This is a genomic window from Listeria valentina (assembly GCF_011800755.1).
GTDB classification, from domain to species: Bacteria; Bacillota; Bacilli; order Lactobacillales; family Listeriaceae; genus Listeria; species Listeria valentina.
This window is the reverse complement of sequence record NZ_JAATJW010000052.1, coordinates 1-16,471: the sequence shown is the minus strand read 5'-3', so window position 1 is coordinate 16,471 and position 16,471 is coordinate 1. Positions and strand designations below refer to the sequence as shown.

Genomic DNA, 16,471 nt, shown 5'->3' with positions numbered 1-16,471 from the left:
TCATAACAAAATACACTCCTTCTAAAGTGAACTAGATTTTTTATTCCTAGTGTCTACTTTATAGGGAGTGTATCAATATAGATGATTGAGTTCTAAAATACTAATACAGATATTTATTCTTCAGTTAGTTCATTGTTTGAACGATACTTTTTTGTTCTGGATGTTATCTAAACTAGTTGACTTTGAAAACGCTAGCTGTGAATCTACACTAATTTTGGATTTTTTATTGCTTTTGCATTGCTGGTAATTCATTTTTATTTAGCTTATTCAAGTATGGAATTATCATAATAATACCAGCAACAAAGGCAATTCCCTCTGTAATAGTCATTGACCAGATCAAACCATTTAATTTGTAGAAATAATGTAATAACAAAACGACAGGAATAAACAAGGTTCCTTGGATAGTGGACATCACACCTGTTTGAGCACCTAAACCAGATGCTTGGAAGATTCCAGTGAATAAACCGGAAAAACCATTAAAGACAGAAGAAACCAATTGTGCAGCTAAAATGGTAAGACCGACTTGAATTACACGAGGATCACTAGTAAATAAGCTTAACACTGGCACACGGAAAATATAAGCAACCAAAGCAAAGATAATTGAGATTCCTCCGATCCATAAAGAAACTTCCTTCAGCGCTTCTTTTAATCGTTTTGTGTCGTTGGCAGAGAAACTATAGGCGAATAATGGCATTGCACCTAGAAATAGCCCCATTGTTAAAAATTCAGGTAATTGAGTGATTCGAACTGCGATACCAAAACTAGCAACCACATTGTCACCATATTCAGCAGAGAAATTATTCAATAATAAAGTTGTAACAATCATAAAAGTTGATTTGAACAGTTCTGAAACACCGATTTTATAGACTTCTAGTTGATCTTTAACTGAAATTTTAAAGTGCTTCAAAAATCCCTTCAAGGACTCACTCTTGTTTTCTAAGAACCAGACGTAATAAGTAGTTGAAGCAATATTAGCAACCACAATCGAAATCCCCGCGCCGATCACATGTAAGTTAAATACCAAAATCAATAAAGCGTCCAATACGATACTAACAACAACACTGATAAACATGCCGTACATCGATTCTTTTGACGCACCTTCTGAACGAACTAATTGTTCCAAGGCAAAGTTTAAAATGAAGGCTGCACCGCCAGCAAACAGAATTGTTGAATACTGTATTGTATAAAGAATTGTTTGACTATCTGCTGCTCCCAGTAAATGAACAAATGGATTCATAAAGACAATGGCAATGATTCCAATAATTATACCCAAAATGATACTTGCGTAGAAAGAATAACCAGCAATTTTTCGGCCCTTTTTTGTATCACCACTGCCTAATAGACGTGTAATAAACGTTCCGCCGCCCACGCCAAACATATTTCCAACAGCCATTAAAATGAGCATGATTGGCATCGCTAAAGTAATCGCCGACATCATATTCGTATCGTGGATTAATCCAATAAAATAAGCATTGATCAAATTGTAGATTGTGGTTGCTGAGATACCAACCATCATCGGAATCGATAAATGAGCGATCGATTTTCGAATTGGACTTTCTTTTAAGTAGTAAATATTTGATTCATTAGTTTCAAAGTTTTCCATGACAATTCCTTCTTTTATTAGATTTATAAATGTTAGTTGTCTAACTATTTAGCTGCAAGCAGTTGGTTTCTGCTTGTTGATTAAAGACTTCGATCGATTTTTCTTAACAACTTCGTTAATTGTTGAACTTCTGCTTCGCTTAATGCGTGTATTAGCTCTTTTTCTGCAGCATAAAAAGCTTCATTTGTTTCATCAACCAAAGCCTTACCTTTAGGTAGTACGTAAATATTCTTTTGCCGCTCATTATTTTTCGGGATTCGGCGTTCAATATAACCTTTTTTCTCTAACCCTTGAAGCATACTAGTGATGCTCGCACCACGACGTTGAAATACTTCCGCTAAATCTTTTTGAATCAATCCTTTGTCTTCATTTTGTGCGATATAAGAAATCATTCGCCCTTGTTGAGGACTAATATCCATGTCTTTGGTACGGTGTTCCATTGATTCACGAGATTTGTTCATGATGGAACGCATCAAATTTGAAACAATCATTCTATCCAAGAAAAATCCTCCTTTGCTAAAAAAATTAGATATCTAACTATTTGAAAAGAGTATACATGCTCACAAAAGAAATGTCAACTAAAAAATCAAATTCTAATAATTAGAAATATAACAATTAGATTTTGATTTTTCTTATAAAAGAATAAAAATTAATATTTATATCCATGTTACACAAGAAGGAAAAAGTGAAACGACCTCACTCTTTGATGATTTTATGGCAAATGGTAAGCATGTGGGTCAAACAAAAGACCCGCTCAAATGAGCGGGTCTTAACGTTGTTAAATCAACGTTTATAAGCTTATTTAGCTAATTCTTTTTTAGCTGCATCTGCTAGAGATGTGAAAGCAGCTTCATCATTCACAGCTAATTCAGCAAGCATTTTACGGTTAACTTCGATACCTGCTAATTTAAGACCGTGCATCAATTTGCTGTAAGAAAGATCATTCAAACGAGCAGCTGCATTGATACGTGTAATCCAAAGTTTACGGAAATCGCGTTTCTTTTGACGACGATCTCTGTAAGCATATTGGTAAGATTTCATTACCGCTTGGTTAGCGACTTTGAATAATGTATGTTTCGAGCCATAATATCCTTTGGCTAATTTAATGACTTTTTTACGACGTTTGCGAGTTACTGTTCCGCCTTTTACGCGTGGCATAATTGTCTACCTCCTAGATTTTACAAAAATTAATTCGAACTTGCTTATTTCATTTTAGCGACCATTTGGCGAATACGTTTGAAATCGCCAGCTGATACCATTGCCGCTTTACGTAGTTTACGTTTTTGTTTTTTCGATTTGTTAGCAAACATATGGCTTACAAAAGCGTGTCTGCGTTTTAATTTTCCAGATCCTGTTCTCTTGAAACGTTTAGCGGAACCGCGGTGAGTTTTCATTTTTGGCATGAATATTTCCTCCTCAAAACTATTACTTTTCTTGAAGTGGTGCTAGGACTAAGAACATTGAACGTCCGTCCATTTTCGCTTTTTGCTCAACTGTGCTTAAATCTTTACACTCGTCGGCAAAACGGTCAAGCACCTTTTGACCGATTTCTTTGTGGGTGATTGCACGACCCTTAAAGCGAATCGAACATTTTACTTTATCGCCTTTAGAAAGGAATTTGCGTGCATTACGTAGCTTCGTATTGAAATCATGTTCATCGATCGTTGGACTAAGACGAACTTCTTTCATCACGATGACTTTTTGGTTTTTACGGGCTTCTTTGTCTTTCTTTTGCTGTTCAAAACGATATTTCCCGTAGTCCATAATACGTGCCACTGGGGGTTTCGCGTTTGGAGCAACAAGCACAAGATCAAGGTTCGCTTTTTCAGCAATTCCTAGCGCTTCAACTTTCGTTTTAACGCCAAGCTGTTCGCCGTTTTGATCAATCAATCTGAGTTCACGTGCACGAATCCCATTATTTACCATCATGTCTTTGCTAATTTTGAGCCACCTCCGTATTTTATTGGTCGAACAAGTCAGAAAAGAGCAAGTAGGTGTCTACCTTACTGGCAGACAATAAAAAAACGGGTTTGCTAAACGATCGCAAACCCGCACATTCAAAGTCACAACCAGTTCAGGTGTGACGAATCATTGAACTTTTTGCCTGAAAACACTCGTTAACGAGGCGAGAAGCGGGTTGCTTCTTCTTTCTTGTTAATTAACCTTAATCACTATATCATGCTCTTACCTTGCTGTCAAGTTAACTAAGCAAGACTTTTTCTCCCGCTTCTTCGCTTTTAACGTTTCATTTCAAGTCTCATTTCTTCCCTTTATTCTTGCGACGTTTTTTTACTTTCTTCCAAATCCAAAGCCCCCATCCAAAAATAACGATGAGTATAACCAAACTTGCAATCACTTGAATGTAAGGGAAGCGACCCGAAATAGTAGCTAGCTTAATAGGCGGTTCTGCTGTTTGATTATACGCTTTATTTTCTGCCCCCGCGTTTAGCCAAGTATAAAGAATATGTTTCGTTGATTTCCGCAAGGCTTGATCGAACGCATTCGAACTCGTTTCCATTTTGAAGGTTCCGTTCCGCGGAGCTCCGTCCATCCACAAATCTCCTCCTGCACGTAAAAGTTGATCCATGTTCATGAATTTTTGGTGGTCGCTGTAATCTGTAATGACGGTGCCACGAAAGCCCCATTCTTTTCGCAAAACATTGGTTAATAATGCCTCACTGGCACCAGCCCAAACAGAACCGATCCGATTATAAGAAGTCATAACACCTGTTGCTCCGTTTTTAATGGCTAACTGATAAGGTTTCAGATAGTTTTCACGCAAGGCTTGTTCTGTCGTCCAAGTATAGATGGAGTCGCGGTTGCTTTCTTGTTCGTAAAGTGCTAAATGTTTCAGATACGTATAAAGCCCGCCTTCTTTCGCTCCGGATATGACGCTTGAAGCGAAAGACCCTGATAAAAAGCCATCCTCTGAGTAATACTCATAATTTCTGCCACCAAGCGGTGAACGGTGAAGATTCGCACCTGGCGCATACCAGCCAGAAACTCCAATATCATTTGCTTCTTTAGCAGCTTGTTGTCCCATTTGATGGGCGAGCTTATTATTCCAAGTTTGCGCAAGGATCGTCGCATTGGGGAAGCCGGTTCCGCGTTCGCCAAAATTGAAACTATTGACTTGAGATGGTCCATCCATATCGGCATGTGTTGGCTTACCAATCGACTTCACGGGTTCTGTATGTACATAACCATGCAAAACCAGATTCATCATTTCGTCTTTGCTCATTTGATTTAGCAACTGATCCCAGCGCTTGTCTTCATAATTTTTCCCAAGCGCTAGCCCTAATTTCGTGATTTGATTATTTTCATATACTTTAAGACCTGCATCTTGATCAAAAACTATTCCTTTAGCTTTTCCTTTGCCTTTACGCCAGTTGTCCGCCATTTGTTTCGTGTAGAGATTCGTATCTTTTAGCTTTGGCGAAATTTCTCGCTGCTTGCTATTCGTTTTTGGAAAGGTGTTTTTAAAGTCGGCACGTGTCATGTACTTGATTTTTTCGTTTGTATCCGTTCCATCGATGGCGATCCCGTCCGCCAAGTTTGTGCCGACAAATTGATTTTCCACCTTCTGGCCAGTTTTCGGATCTGTTCGGTACTGGATGTTTTTAGCGAGATCGTAAGTCATCACTGAGTGAGGAGTCTCACTCACCGTGTGCGCATCCTTCATAATCTTCACTGTGTATTTACCGGGATCCAGTTCGTATCCTTTGAAGTGATTTTTATTCAAATCTTGGTCATCATAAGAAGCCATATCTCGAACATTAAACGTGAGCGTCACGGTTTGACTCTCACCTGGTTGAAGTTCTTTTGTTTTAGCAAACGCAGCCAAGTTAGTGGAAGCCTTCTCAATTTCTCCTGCTTGATATGGCGGCGTAAAATACATCTCGACGACATCTTTTCCAGCCCGATTACCTGTGTTTTTGACTTTGACTTTAGCCGAAATTTTTCCATCTTTTGTTAGCTTGCCAGGTTCTTGCGGTGTGAAGTTTTCTACTTTCCAGTCAAATTTCGTATAGGATAAGCCGAAGCCGAACGGGTACTGAACAACCCCCTTGTAACCATCTCCATGTTTATTGTGGACATTTTGCCAGTAATGCTCCGTGTCGGCTGTTTCATAAAAGCGATAGCCTAGATAGATGCCTTCCGCATAATCCAAATAGGAGACTTGATGATAAAGCGTATCATTTCGTCCTGTATTGCTATTAATTGTTTTCCCATCATTTGGATAAAGTCCTTTTGTGTTTTGATAAGCGCCAATCCCATCTAACCCGCTATTGGCATAGGAAGCGTTTGTCGCTAAATCATAGGCATATGTATCCGTTGTTTTTCCAGATGGGGAAACTTCCCCATATAGCAGTCGCGGCAGTGCTTCAGCTGAATATTCACCTGTTGCTCCTACCTGCATAACAGCGTCAATCCCCGGAATCGTTTCAAGCTCACCAAGTGCCATAGTATTCGTTGAATTGACAAGCACGACAACATGCTTATATGTTTTTCCTAAATAAGTAAGCATCCCTTCTTCTTCTTTTGACAAGTTCAAATAAGTGCGCGACTCATCTGTTATCATCTTGCCATCTTTTTCTGTCACCTTATATTGTTTCTTCGGCGCATCGCTACTTTCACCGGCAATCCTTCCGACAACAAAAATAGCCGTATCAGAATACTCTTTCGCTTTTTCAAGCATCTTTTTAGAATAATAAGTAGTATCATCCCATTTCGGCTCGTATAACCGGTAACTTTCATAGTCGTAAGATTTAAGCATGTTGGCATCGCGTTCTTCACGAAAATCATTGTACATATTGATGATATCGTGATTGTAAGATACACCGTAATTTTTTAAAGCGCTCAGAAATCCGAGTTTCATTTTATCAACAGTTCCTGATCCTGAACCGCCTCCAAGCCAATCGGATGCAGCCCAACCAAATACGTTCACTTTTTTGTTTTTCTTGCTTAAAGGTAAAGTATTCGCATCATTTTTTAGCAGCACAGCTCCTTCCTCTTCTATTTGTCCTGCTAACTTGCGACCTTGTTTTTTCGTTTTTTCTTTGGTTTGATCCGTTTGTTCCGATTTTACTTTAAAATATGTGGGAAGTGTATTTTCGATCACATCAGAAAATACGAGCGATAATACGGCTGCAGCAACTACAACAACAGAAATCAATGCAACAAAGGTAACAACTAACCATTTCAAAAATTTTTTCATAATTTCTCCCTTCTGTTCTGTTTCAAACTTCTGGATACTGAGAGCTCCTTGAAAACGATATTTTTTACTTCACGTTAATAACGTATCAATAATAAAAGCGCTTTCAATTTTGATTTCAAAACTTGTTCAATTTGTTTCATTTTTTGTAGGGTAGGGTGATATATGAAAAAATTCTGCTATTATGTCAAAGAGATTAGCAAGCAACGCTTACTAATCTCTTTGTTTCAGTCACACTGTGCACTGTTTAAATACACCCTTTATAACGATATATTTTGACTCTTCTGCTTTCCGTTATAGGTAACACCTCAAAATAAAAAATATGTTCTTTCCCGTCTCGTGTTGTAAATTTTGGTATTTTAAATTGGGGACGTCCATTCACTTCCATCAAGTGGAGTAACTTATCTTTGATTGCAAAAAGTGGAAGCGTCGTATCCACAAGCTCGACAAAGTCTTTTTCAAAATCATCGGTTTCATGACTTTGAAATTCAAACTGAGCTCCCTTTGGATCTATCACTGCAATCACCTTCTTCTAAAGTTCCTTCTTTTATTATACGAACAAGTGTTCCTTATTGCAACTTCTTTATTTTTTACTAACGAATTTGTGAACGTTTTTTGAACGATACAATGGAGCTTCTTTCAAATTTAGTAAAAAATTAGCTTGTCAGCAATTGATATTCCTTCGTTTATTCGCAAATAAAAAGCATTGAATTCGCACGCCTCCCCTCTTAGTTTTACATTTTCTGAGTCATTTGTTTTTAATTGCATATCGTTTTTTTCATTTTTTATAATCATTTACTTTTTATTTTTCTTTCAAATTCACGATTTTTATTTAAAATTTGATACGTTGTATCGTGAAGTAATCTTGCGAATTCACTAGTATAAAGATATATTTATCTTTCGTATTAATTGAAAAGCATAACAAGAAAGGATGTAGCATCATGAACTTCAGAAAATGGCTGATCTTGTGTATGGGTCTAGTTGGAATTGGTTTTTTGTTTACCATTCCTACGCTATTTGCAGACGATAATACTGTAAAAGATCTCACTTTAACATCTAATAAAGTTGATTACTCTACGAATGAAACCATTAATCTTCAGATAAAAGATTCAAATAATCAAGATACCAAAGTCATTGTCCCTCTTCCCAAAACCGTTACCTTCGAGGGAACCGAAAACGGGGAAGCTACGGTTACAAATGATAAAGCGAATCAACAAATTGTTTTAGATTTTAAAAAAGGAGCAATTCATGACAACACGATTCGGCTTCATGTTGAAAGTGCTGGAACTTATGCATTTAAAGCTTATACAATTCGCGGCGATCAAACTGTGAACTCAAAGCCATTCATTATTCATGTAACAAAGCCAAACTCTAATGCTTCGGATCAACCAAGTGAGGACAATCAAGCAGATTTGAGAAAAGAAACGCCTGATAGTCTTATGCCTCGAAGTGTAAATGGTTCGAATCAAGAAGAAGCAAATAAAATCAAGCAGGCCTTAGCAAATCCAGAAACGTCCTTTAGTTTCAAAATTACAAAGTCTCCAGCAAATAATGCGATTTTTAAGCTCAGCAATGTCTCCTTATCACAAAACTACAAGGGATATAAAAGCATTAACATTACTTTACCAGCGGGACTTATGTTGCTAAAGAATTCCGCTAAACTACCAAGTGGTTCTGTATACACACAAGCTGGAAATTCTGTTTCCATTACAAACACTACTGGTATGCAAGCGAACGTTGTAACGACTTTTCTTGCTGGCCTTGAATTTCAATATAAAGCGAATGCTGTAACGGGAGGCAATTTGAAAATTGCTGTTGAGCAGGAATCCATTTCAAACTGGATAGACGATAAAGGAATTCCGCATTATTATGTCTTTGTTCCAAATGCAATACCTTGGCAAGATGCTTATAACGAAGCTAAAAAATTAAATTATCGTGGCTTAACTGGTTACCTTGCTACCATCAACTCGTTAAGTGAACATAACTTTATTTTTAATTCGATTGCTAAAGAACCTGGACTCCTTGGCGGAACAAGACTCGTTCATATGAATAACAGAAAAATATTAGATGATGCAAGTGTTCCAAGCACTCATTTTTCAAAAGATGTAACAATGCTAAACCCCGATCAAAAGGACTGGAAGGATATTAATCAGTGGTACTGGGCAGATGGACCTGAGGCGGGAACAGTTTTTTATAATACAAAAACATCAGATTCTGTTAAGGGTCCTGTTAAAGGTGTTTACAGTAATTTTAATACGGGTGAGCCGAATAATGGGCACGGAGTTGAAAATATTCTCCAGTTTGCTCAAAACGGAACAAAATTTTGGAATGATTTGCCGGATTCTCTTGGTTACTGGGCTTCTAATCACGGTTATTACGTGGAATTTAGTCAATATGGAAATCAAAAAGAAATCGACAATTCAAAGTCTGACCATGTGGAACCGCTCCCTGCTAAAGTAAAAGTTCAATATGTGGATAGCAAAGGATCACTATTAAGCTTTTCGAATGGAGGTGCTAATCCTAAACTGATTACGGGAGATATGAATGCGGCTTATAACGCGACAACACCTGCTTTTAAATTGATGAATATACAGGCAAAAACGGGCCCTTATTATTTGGATGAAACCAACTTGCCTAAAAACGGGACGGGAAAAATCACAAATAAGGAGCAAACCGTCACTTATAGATATACAACGGATTTATCGAGCATTGCTGCAAAAAATTCCACCATTTATGTTGGTGAAAGTTGGAATCCTAAAGATAATTTTGTATCTGCAAAAGATCGGACAGGTAAAACGATTGGTTTTAATAATTCTATGGCAAAAGGTACTGTGAATACTTCGAAAGCTGGAAAATATACGATCACCTATCAAAATGGACCTGCTTCAAAAACGATCACGATCACCGTTTTAACGGGAACTTTAAAATTTGTCAAAGTGCCAGAAATTATGAGTTTCGATAATCAAAAAATTTCTAACAAAATGACGGAAAGCAAGCGAACAGATGGGAATTGGAAAATGGAAGTGGAAGATACTCGGCCGAATAAAGTCAAATGGCGAGTGACTGCTCAGCTCCTCTCTCCTTTTACTAGTTCTTCAGGTGATAAACTCTCAAATAGCTTGGTCTTCCGAAAACCGGGACAGCCCGATCAACTGATCAGCACCACCGGTCAAGTTGATGTTTACGACGGAACAAGCAAACAAAATCAACGGAATTATGATGTTGGATGGAGTAATCAAGCTGGTCCGCTTCTAAAAATCACACCGGGTGAAGCCAAAGCTGATTCTTACACGGGACAAATTCGCTGGACTCTTGTGAACGCGCCCATTTAAAAACACAGGAAGGAAATCTAACCGATTTCCTTCCTGTGTCGCCTATTGAATGAAATTTTCTATTTTTTCTTCAATGGCTTCTGTTGTTAATCCGAAGGCTTCTTGTAGGTAATCCGGTGTTCCAACTTCACCAAATCGCTCGGATACGCCGATTCGTTTTAGCGGGATTGCCAATTGATGTTCTGCCATGACTTCCGCAACGGCGCTCCCAAGGCCACCTGTGATCGAATGGTTTTCTAGAGTGACAACAAATTTCTTTCCTTGGCATTCTTTTAGTAGCAAGGCTTCATCTAATGGCTTGATCGTAAACATATCAATTACTGTAAGCGAAACTCCCGTTTTTTCCAAACGATTCGCGACTTCCAAGGCTTCGTAAACGAGTTGTCCGGAAGCAACTAGTAGCCCATCTGTCCCTTCACGTAATACGTTGCCTTTCCCTAATTCAAACTGGGCATCAGCTGGGTAAATGTCGTGAACGCTCTTGCGATTTCCACGTACGTAATGGATTCCTTCGCGCCTCGAAAATTCGGCAATGATCCAGTCCATTTGTGTAGCATCACACGCGTCGCAAACAACGGAATAAGGAATACTGCGCATCAAAGCAACGTCTTCAAGGGTTGTGTGCGTGCCTCCGTTTGGTCCAACCGCAAAACCTGGGTCGGAACCGTAAATGTTGATGGTTGTTTTGGCGTAACCGCCTGAAAGATAAAGCTGGTCAAATACTCGTCTTGTTACGAATGGTCCAAATGAATGGATAAAGGGTGTAAAGCCTGCAATGCTAAGGCCTGATGCCATACCAACCATATTGGCTTCTGAAACGCCTACATTGATAAATTGATTGGGATGGGCTGCTGCAAGTTTATTCCAATTGCTAGCTGCACTCAAATCGGCATCAAGTGCGATGATTCGCTCATTTTTTTCCATCAATTTTTCTAAACGATTCACGACAACGTTTCGTAATTCAGCTCCGTATTCTTTTTTCGTGGATAATTCCATGGTCATATTAACTTTCTCCTCCTCTTTTACTCGTCGATTTGTTTTTCTAGTTCACGAATGGCTGATTCGGTTGCTTCAATGATTTCAGGCGAATTAAATTTAACGGAGTGAACTCCCGCATAATTTTCAAAAAATGGAACGCCTTGCCCTTTCACGGTATCAAGCACAATACAATTGGCTTGGTGTTTCTGGTTTTTAGCGATTTCAATTGCATCATCAATCATCGCCAGATTTTTGCCGTCCACTTTTTGTGTATAAAACCCAAATGCTCGCATTTTTTCTGCCAGGTCAAAATGTCGAATAATCGCTTCACTTTTGCCATCATTTTGACCTTTATTTTCATCAATAAAAACGATGCAGTTACTAAGTGCAGCATGGGCTAAATACTGAAAAGCTTCCCAGCATTGCCCTTCATTTAGTTCTCCATCACCAGTAATTAGATAGACATATTGATCTGTCGCACCTTCCCGCAAAAGTCCAGCTGCGATTCCTGTTGCGATGGAAGTTCCCTGCCCGAGCGAACCCGTTGTCGTGTCAACGCCGGGTGTTTTATTCCGGTCTAGATGGGAAGGTAAACGCGTTCCCCCATCGTTTAAAGTTTCGAGCCAGCTTTTCGGGAAGAAGCCGCTATTGGCAAGTGCGCTATATACGCCCGGCCCAGAATGCCCTTTTGAAAGCACTAAGTAATCTCGTTTTTCCCAGTGCGGTTCATCAGGCCGGTAGTTCATTTGTTTTCCGTAAAGGACGGCAAGCAGTTCAACAATGGACAAGGACCCACCAACATGTCCGTAGCCTCTTTTTAGTAGCATGGCAAGCACATCTTTTCTGATTCTTGCCGCAAAAGTATTTAAGTCGGGTTTCGTACTGATCATTTTCTATCCACTCCTTTATTTTTCACTCGCAATTTTGGATTTTTTTCCTTTCCAAGTGAGTAACAGCATGATCGCGAGAATGAGAATTAACGTGGCGATAAAGCCCCATGAGCCCGCCACTTTCGAGACGTTTCCAAGCAGAATTCCGGTAACGCCATAGTCTGTATCCGAGAAAGTCGAACCGGAAAAGCCGATGCCGCTCATAATTGGCAGTAAGAAAATCGGCATGAAGCTAATCAAGATTCCTTGAGTGAAGGATCCTAAAACGGCGCCTTTCACGCCACCACTTGCATTTCCGTAAACACCTGCTGTTGCCCCACAGAAAAAGTGTGGAACGACACCCGGAATGACAACGGTTGTCCCCATGAGAATCATCAAACCGAGGCTCACGATTCCGCCAACAAAGCTCGAAAGGAAGCCGATCAAAACGGCATTCGGCGCATATGGGAACACGATCGGACAATCAAGTGCTGGTTTGGAGTTTGGTACAAGGCGCTCGGAGATCCCTTTAAAGGCTGGAACGATTTCTGCCAAGATCAAGCGAACCCCAGCTAAGATGACGAACACGCCTGCTGCGAAGCTTCCTGCTTGTTGCAAGGCGTAAACGATGTAGTTCGTTCCACCGCCAAGTTTTGTTACATAACTTTGGCCTGCAAATAAAGCGACTAAAATGTAAAATACGCCCATTGTAATGGTGATGCTGACGGTTGAGTCACGTAAAAAAGCTAATCCTTTTGGAAAATTAATGTCTTCGGTTGATTTGATCTTTTTATTGCGACGACTCGTTAATTGCCCTACAAGTCCACTTACGGCATAACCAAAATCGCCGGTGTGTCCTAACGCGATATTGTCATTTTGAGTGATTTTCCGCGTAAATGGCTGGGCAATCGCCGGAAAAATCGTGTTGGCAAGGCCAAGTGCTAGGCCACCTGCGATGATCGCAAGTACATTATTCATGTCAATCGAAGTTACAATGACGGCAAGCATACAAGCCATGTAAAGTGTTGCGTGACCTGTTAAGTAGATATATTTGTAGCGCGTGATTCGAGCAATAAGTATATTAAAGGCCATTCCAAGAAGCATGATCAAGGCTGTTTTTGTTCCAAAAGTGGTCAGCGCTACTGCAACGATCGCTTCGTTATTCGGAACTACGCCTGTTACGTGAAAGGCATGTTGAAACATCTTTCCGAAAGGTTCAAGCGATGTTTGGATAACTCCTGCTCCGGCTGTTACGACAAGGAAGCCAACAAAGGTTTTAATGCCTCCGCGGATAATATCTGAGAAATGCTTTTTCTGTAAGGCAAGTCCTAAAACGGCAATTAAGGCAACTAAAATGGCAGGTGTGCTGGCAACATCGATGATTACTTTTAAAAATCCTGACATGAGTTCTCCCCTCCTTATAGTAGTCCTTTTTCCTGACAAACTTGTTTGACTTTTTCACGCAATTCATCAAGATCAATAATACTATCTAGCACCACAACTTCTCCCAAGTGAGCTGCACTATCTTCTAAATCTTTGGCAACGAAAAATACATCGGCGAGTTCAGGCGAAGCACTTCCCATATCGTAATGCGCAACTTCCACATCCGAGACGCCTAAATCGTTTAATACAGAATTGATATTCATTTCTACCATGAAGCTTGATCCTAGACCGGATCCGCAAACAGCTGCAAATTTCATTCTTCTTCCTCTCCTTCTTTTTCTTTCATAATTTGGATGATTTCAGTTTTTGTTTCTGCTTGAAGCAATTTATCTAAACTTTTTTTATCGGACAAAATTTTAGTTAGACTGGCGAGTGCGCGCAGATGCGCTTCATTATCAACAGCAGCTAAGCAAATAAAGATCGAGATAGGATGAGCTGCATCGTTTAACAGCAGAACGGGTTCCTTAGTTTTAAGCAGTGCCATCCCCATTTTTTTCACGCCTTCATCTGGTCTCGCATGCGGTAGCGCCACGCCTTTTCCAATATGAATAAATGCGCCATAATCTTTGACTTTTTGAATCATGGCTTGGATATATTTTTCTTCGATATATTCAGGAAGTAGCGGGCGAGCAGCTTCTGCAATAGCTTCTTCCCAGCTCCATTTTTCATCCGTTATTTGGATGTGATCTTCGGTTAATAACTCCGTTAACATCGGTCTTGAGTCCTCCTTGCTACTTGCGACTTTCATCATTTTACGGCTAAGTATTTTCGCTATCTTCTCTTTTGTCACTCCTTTCTTCAAATCAAAATAAGGGAGTAGCGTTTGGATGATTTCTTCAGGCGTCACAAGCGTCATTCCCGGGATAAGAAACGTTTCTTGCACCGCTTTTACGAGCTGATGTTTCTCTATCAGTTCCATGATCGGACGAATTTTAAATACGGGTTTAACTGTCTCTATTTTCACGCTAGAAAAAATCAACTGATAGGAGCTTGTTGGAATTTGTTCGAGCTTTTCCAGCGTAAACTGTGTGTGGAATGTAATAGTCGGGAATAGTCGCTTTAATTCGGCTTCCATAATCATGGAAGTACTGATCCCGTTCGGACAAATAATCAGTGCGTGAAGTTGCTCGCTTTGTTCTTTTTCTTCTTGATTTTGAATCGCCGCCCCAAAGAGTAACGCGAAGTATGCTTTCTCCCCTTTTGGAATAGGCCTGCCTACTAGCTTTTCTAGCGGAACGAGGGCTCTTTCTGTCAGCGCATAAATTTCAGGGTAATCATTTTCAACTTTATACAAAAATGGCTCTTCCATTTCGAGGCCGTAGTAAACGCGAAAATACGCGGGAACGAGGTGGCTAAACGTATCAAGTAACAATTTGCGGTATTCTTCAAAATGCACGGCGGCGCTTCTTTCCAGTTCTTGGAGCATTCTATTTGCGCAATCTAGCAAAAAATCAAAAACGGATTCTTCAAGCTGTCCTTGTGTCAAAGTTAGAAGCAAAATCGTCAAAAATTGTGTTTCTTCCTCATTTTCTGTATCCCATAGTTCCGAGGCGATTTGATAAACTGCAGTTTGCTGAATTCGCTTCGTAAGCCTTTCGTCAAAGTTAAGCTCCCCTTTGCCGCTCCGTTCTTTCAAAAGGCAAATCAAAATGTAAAAGCCTTCGAGGCGGCTCGGAATCATACTAATTGTGTGAAGCTCCGTCGCTTGTTCTAGCCTATCTCGTACTTTGGTATACTCCTCGAAATCGTGTGCATAAATCCAAGTAAAAAGCAGCCACTTTAGCTCCGAGCGCTCCATTAACGCATTGACCCAATGAAAGGCTTGTTTGCGGATTTCCCACTCAGCGCCGACTAAGAAAAAGCCTTGTTTGCGGTCATAAGCAAGCTCAATATTAGACGCGACTAGCAACTTACGCAGTTTTTTGATATCGGACAAAATCGTATTTTTACTGACTTTGAGAACACTTTGGTAATAAAAAACTGACAACTCCTGATAACAAGAAAATGTCATCAAATAAATCAACTTCACGCGTTCACTTTCCTCAAAATAAAGCGGACGATCTTTCAGTTGCACCAAGAAGTCAGGAAAATAGGATTTAGCTTCTTCCGAAATCGTAAGCCTCCCTTCGGTTTGTTCGAGCAGTGATTTAGGGAGATAGTGGTTAAATTCCTTCAAAAACTGCAAAAGTTTCTCTTCCGGTAGCCCGGTTAAACTAGCCGCTTCCTCAATGCGAATATGATTTACTGGAATAAGTTTGCTTAACTTGTAGCGCGACATCATCCATTACCTCCTAAATTTATTATAGTAAGAAAACGTTTTCAAATCACGATGTCTTTGGTACAAATCAGCATGCAAAAGTTGTAATTGTTGTACCGAACCTGTAGCACAATTTCTATCATAACAAGTAAGGTTGCAGATAGTGGACTTGAAAGCACAAAAAAAGCTGTTGCCGAGTTTGACAACAGCTTTTGTCTAAGTTTGGATTTAGTTTTTTGTTTGAAGCGATATGAAATTCTCCATCTTCTTCATAGAAGATTACTTTTGGAAATAACTTTGCTTATCATAGTATTTGCTTATTCTATGTTGTTCACTCTGCTTTGCTAAAAAGTTGTTTAGTGCGGCTTGTTGGAAACATTCAGACTAACATAGTTCTAAAAAGAATTGCCCGCAATTTCATCTTAGAAGCGGATAGTGAAAGATTATTGTTGCTCTATACGCATATCCTAACAAAATTTTAAACCATGAGTCACCTCATATTTTTTTCACAATAAACACTACAAACACTCAAGTAATTCTTTTGCTTCTTCAAAACAATAGAGGAACCCATATTCTAAACAATATTGATTAGTCATTCTCAAAAATCGTTTGCCTTCTTCTATCTGATTGTTTTCAATTTTAAATATTCCCATATGAAAATAAATTTCACCCTTAATTTTTTCCCATTTTTGTAAAGGTAAACTTTTGATAATTTCTATACTTTTATTAAAGTATTTTTCTCCCTTTTTCTTATCACTACTAAAAATATAGCAT

The 16,471-nt window shown here is 39.3% G+C and carries 14 protein-coding genes and 1 other annotated feature; of the genes, 1 reads left to right on the top strand and 13 read right to left on the bottom strand.

Annotated elements, in window-relative coordinates; all coding sequences use genetic code 11:
* Nucleotides 1-223: 223 nt before the first annotated feature.
* The 7 genes from HCK02_RS10670 to HCK02_RS10640 form a co-directional block, all read right to left on the bottom strand.
* On the bottom strand, nt 224-1,603 hold the full coding sequence (locus HCK02_RS10670) for an MATE family efflux transporter (protein WP_167630096.1): 1,380 nt from the start codon (nt 1,601-1,603) through the stop codon (nt 224-226).
* Between the two features lie 80 nt (nt 1,604-1,683).
* A complete protein-coding gene (locus HCK02_RS10665) occupies nt 1,684-2,094 on the bottom strand; it encodes a MarR family winged helix-turn-helix transcriptional regulator (RefSeq protein ID WP_246215579.1) in 411 nt (136 codons plus the stop codon).
* Nucleotides 2,095-2,401: 307 nt separating this feature from the next.
* Entirely contained in the window at nt 2,402-2,761 is a 360-nt protein-coding gene (gene rplT / locus HCK02_RS10660; protein WP_115752738.1) for a 50S ribosomal protein L20, read from the bottom strand.
* Between the two features lie 44 nt (nt 2,762-2,805).
* Nucleotides 2,806-3,006, bottom strand: a complete 201-nt coding sequence (gene rpmI, locus HCK02_RS10655) for a 50S ribosomal protein L35 (RefSeq protein WP_115752739.1) — start codon at nt 3,004-3,006, stop codon at nt 2,806-2,808.
* 22 nt (nt 3,007-3,028) lie between these two features.
* Nucleotides 3,029-3,544 (bottom strand): translation initiation factor IF-3, encoded by a 516-nt coding sequence (infC, locus tag HCK02_RS10650; RefSeq protein ID WP_167630097.1) that lies wholly within the window; start codon nt 3,542-3,544, stop codon nt 3,029-3,031.
* A 69-nt stretch (nt 3,545-3,613) separates the two neighbouring features.
* Nucleotides 3,614-3,758, bottom strand: a sequence feature (ribosomal protein L20 leader region).
* 102 nt (nt 3,759-3,860) lie between these two features.
* Nucleotides 3,861-6,821 (bottom strand): beta-glucosidase, encoded by a 2,961-nt coding sequence (locus HCK02_RS10645; protein ID WP_167630094.1) that lies wholly within the window; start codon nt 6,819-6,821, stop codon nt 3,861-3,863.
* A 244-nt stretch (nt 6,822-7,065) separates the two neighbouring features.
* On the bottom strand, nt 7,066-7,344 hold the full coding sequence (locus HCK02_RS10640; protein WP_167630093.1) for a DUF5960 family protein: 279 nt from the start codon (nt 7,342-7,344) through the stop codon (nt 7,066-7,068).
* A 415-nt stretch (nt 7,345-7,759) separates the two neighbouring features.
* Between HCK02_RS10640 and HCK02_RS10635 the strand changes: the two genes are divergently transcribed.
* Complete coding sequence (locus tag HCK02_RS10635; RefSeq protein WP_167630092.1) at nt 7,760-10,150, top strand: bacterial Ig-like domain-containing protein; 2,391 nt, start codon at nt 7,760-7,762, stop codon at nt 10,148-10,150.
* A 42-nt stretch (nt 10,151-10,192) separates the two neighbouring features.
* Here HCK02_RS10635 and HCK02_RS10630 read toward each other — a convergent pair whose 3' ends face one another.
* The 6 genes from HCK02_RS10630 to HCK02_RS10605 all read right to left on the bottom strand — a co-directional run.
* On the bottom strand, nt 10,193-11,152 hold the full coding sequence (locus HCK02_RS10630) for a transketolase family protein (RefSeq protein ID WP_167630091.1): 960 nt from the start codon (nt 11,150-11,152) through the stop codon (nt 10,193-10,195).
* A gap of 20 nt (nt 11,153-11,172) precedes the next feature.
* On the bottom strand, nt 11,173-12,018 hold the full coding sequence (locus HCK02_RS10625; protein WP_167630090.1) for a transketolase: 846 nt from the start codon (nt 12,016-12,018) through the stop codon (nt 11,173-11,175).
* A gap of 15 nt (nt 12,019-12,033) precedes the next feature.
* On the bottom strand, nt 12,034-13,401 hold the full coding sequence (gene ulaA, locus HCK02_RS10620; protein WP_167630089.1) for a PTS ascorbate transporter subunit IIC: 1,368 nt from the start codon (nt 13,399-13,401) through the stop codon (nt 12,034-12,036).
* Nucleotides 13,402-13,415: 14 nt separating this feature from the next.
* Complete coding sequence (locus HCK02_RS10615) at nt 13,416-13,697, bottom strand: PTS sugar transporter subunit IIB (protein ID WP_115752748.1); 282 nt, start codon at nt 13,695-13,697, stop codon at nt 13,416-13,418.
* Nucleotides 13,694-15,721, bottom strand: a complete 2,028-nt coding sequence (locus HCK02_RS10610) for a BglG family transcription antiterminator (RefSeq protein ID WP_167630088.1) — start codon at nt 15,719-15,721, stop codon at nt 13,694-13,696. Before HCK02_RS10610 ends, HCK02_RS10615 begins: the two co-directional genes overlap by 4 nt.
* Nucleotides 15,722-16,215: 494 nt before the next feature.
* Nucleotides 16,216-16,471 (bottom strand): hypothetical protein (locus HCK02_RS10605; RefSeq protein ID WP_167630087.1); only part of this gene is annotated, 256 nt, incomplete at its 5' end.

Coding starts and splice junctions, on each gene's coding strand:
- HCK02_RS10670 (WP_167630096.1), bottom strand. CDS start 1,603: ATGGAAAACTTTGAAACTAATGAATCAAATATTTACTACTTAAAAGAA.
- HCK02_RS10665 (WP_246215579.1), bottom strand. CDS start 2,094: ATGATTGTTTCAAATTTGATGCGTTCCATCATGAACAAATCTCGTGAA.
- rplT (WP_115752738.1), bottom strand. CDS start 2,761: ATGCCACGCGTAAAAGGCGGAACAGTAACTCGCAAACGTCGTAAAAAA.
- rpmI (WP_115752739.1), bottom strand. CDS start 3,006: ATGCCAAAAATGAAAACTCACCGCGGTTCCGCTAAACGTTTCAAGAGA.
- HCK02_RS10645 (WP_167630094.1), bottom strand. CDS start 6,821: ATGAAAAAATTTTTGAAATGGTTAGTTGTTACCTTTGTTGCATTGATT.
- HCK02_RS10635 (WP_167630092.1), top strand. CDS start 7,760: ATGAACTTCAGAAAATGGCTGATCTTGTGTATGGGTCTAGTTGGAATT.
- HCK02_RS10630 (WP_167630091.1), bottom strand. CDS start 11,152: ATGACCATGGAATTATCCACGAAAAAAGAATACGGAGCTGAATTACGA.
- HCK02_RS10625 (WP_167630090.1), bottom strand. CDS start 12,018: ATGATCAGTACGAAACCCGACTTAAATACTTTTGCGGCAAGAATCAGA.
- ulaA (WP_167630089.1), bottom strand. CDS start 13,401: ATGTCAGGATTTTTAAAAGTAATCATCGATGTTGCCAGCACACCTGCC.
- HCK02_RS10615 (WP_115752748.1), bottom strand. CDS start 13,697: ATGAAATTTGCAGCTGTTTGCGGATCCGGTCTAGGATCAAGCTTCATG.
- HCK02_RS10610 (WP_167630088.1), bottom strand. CDS start 15,721: ATGATGTCGCGCTACAAGTTAAGCAAACTTATTCCAGTAAATCATATT.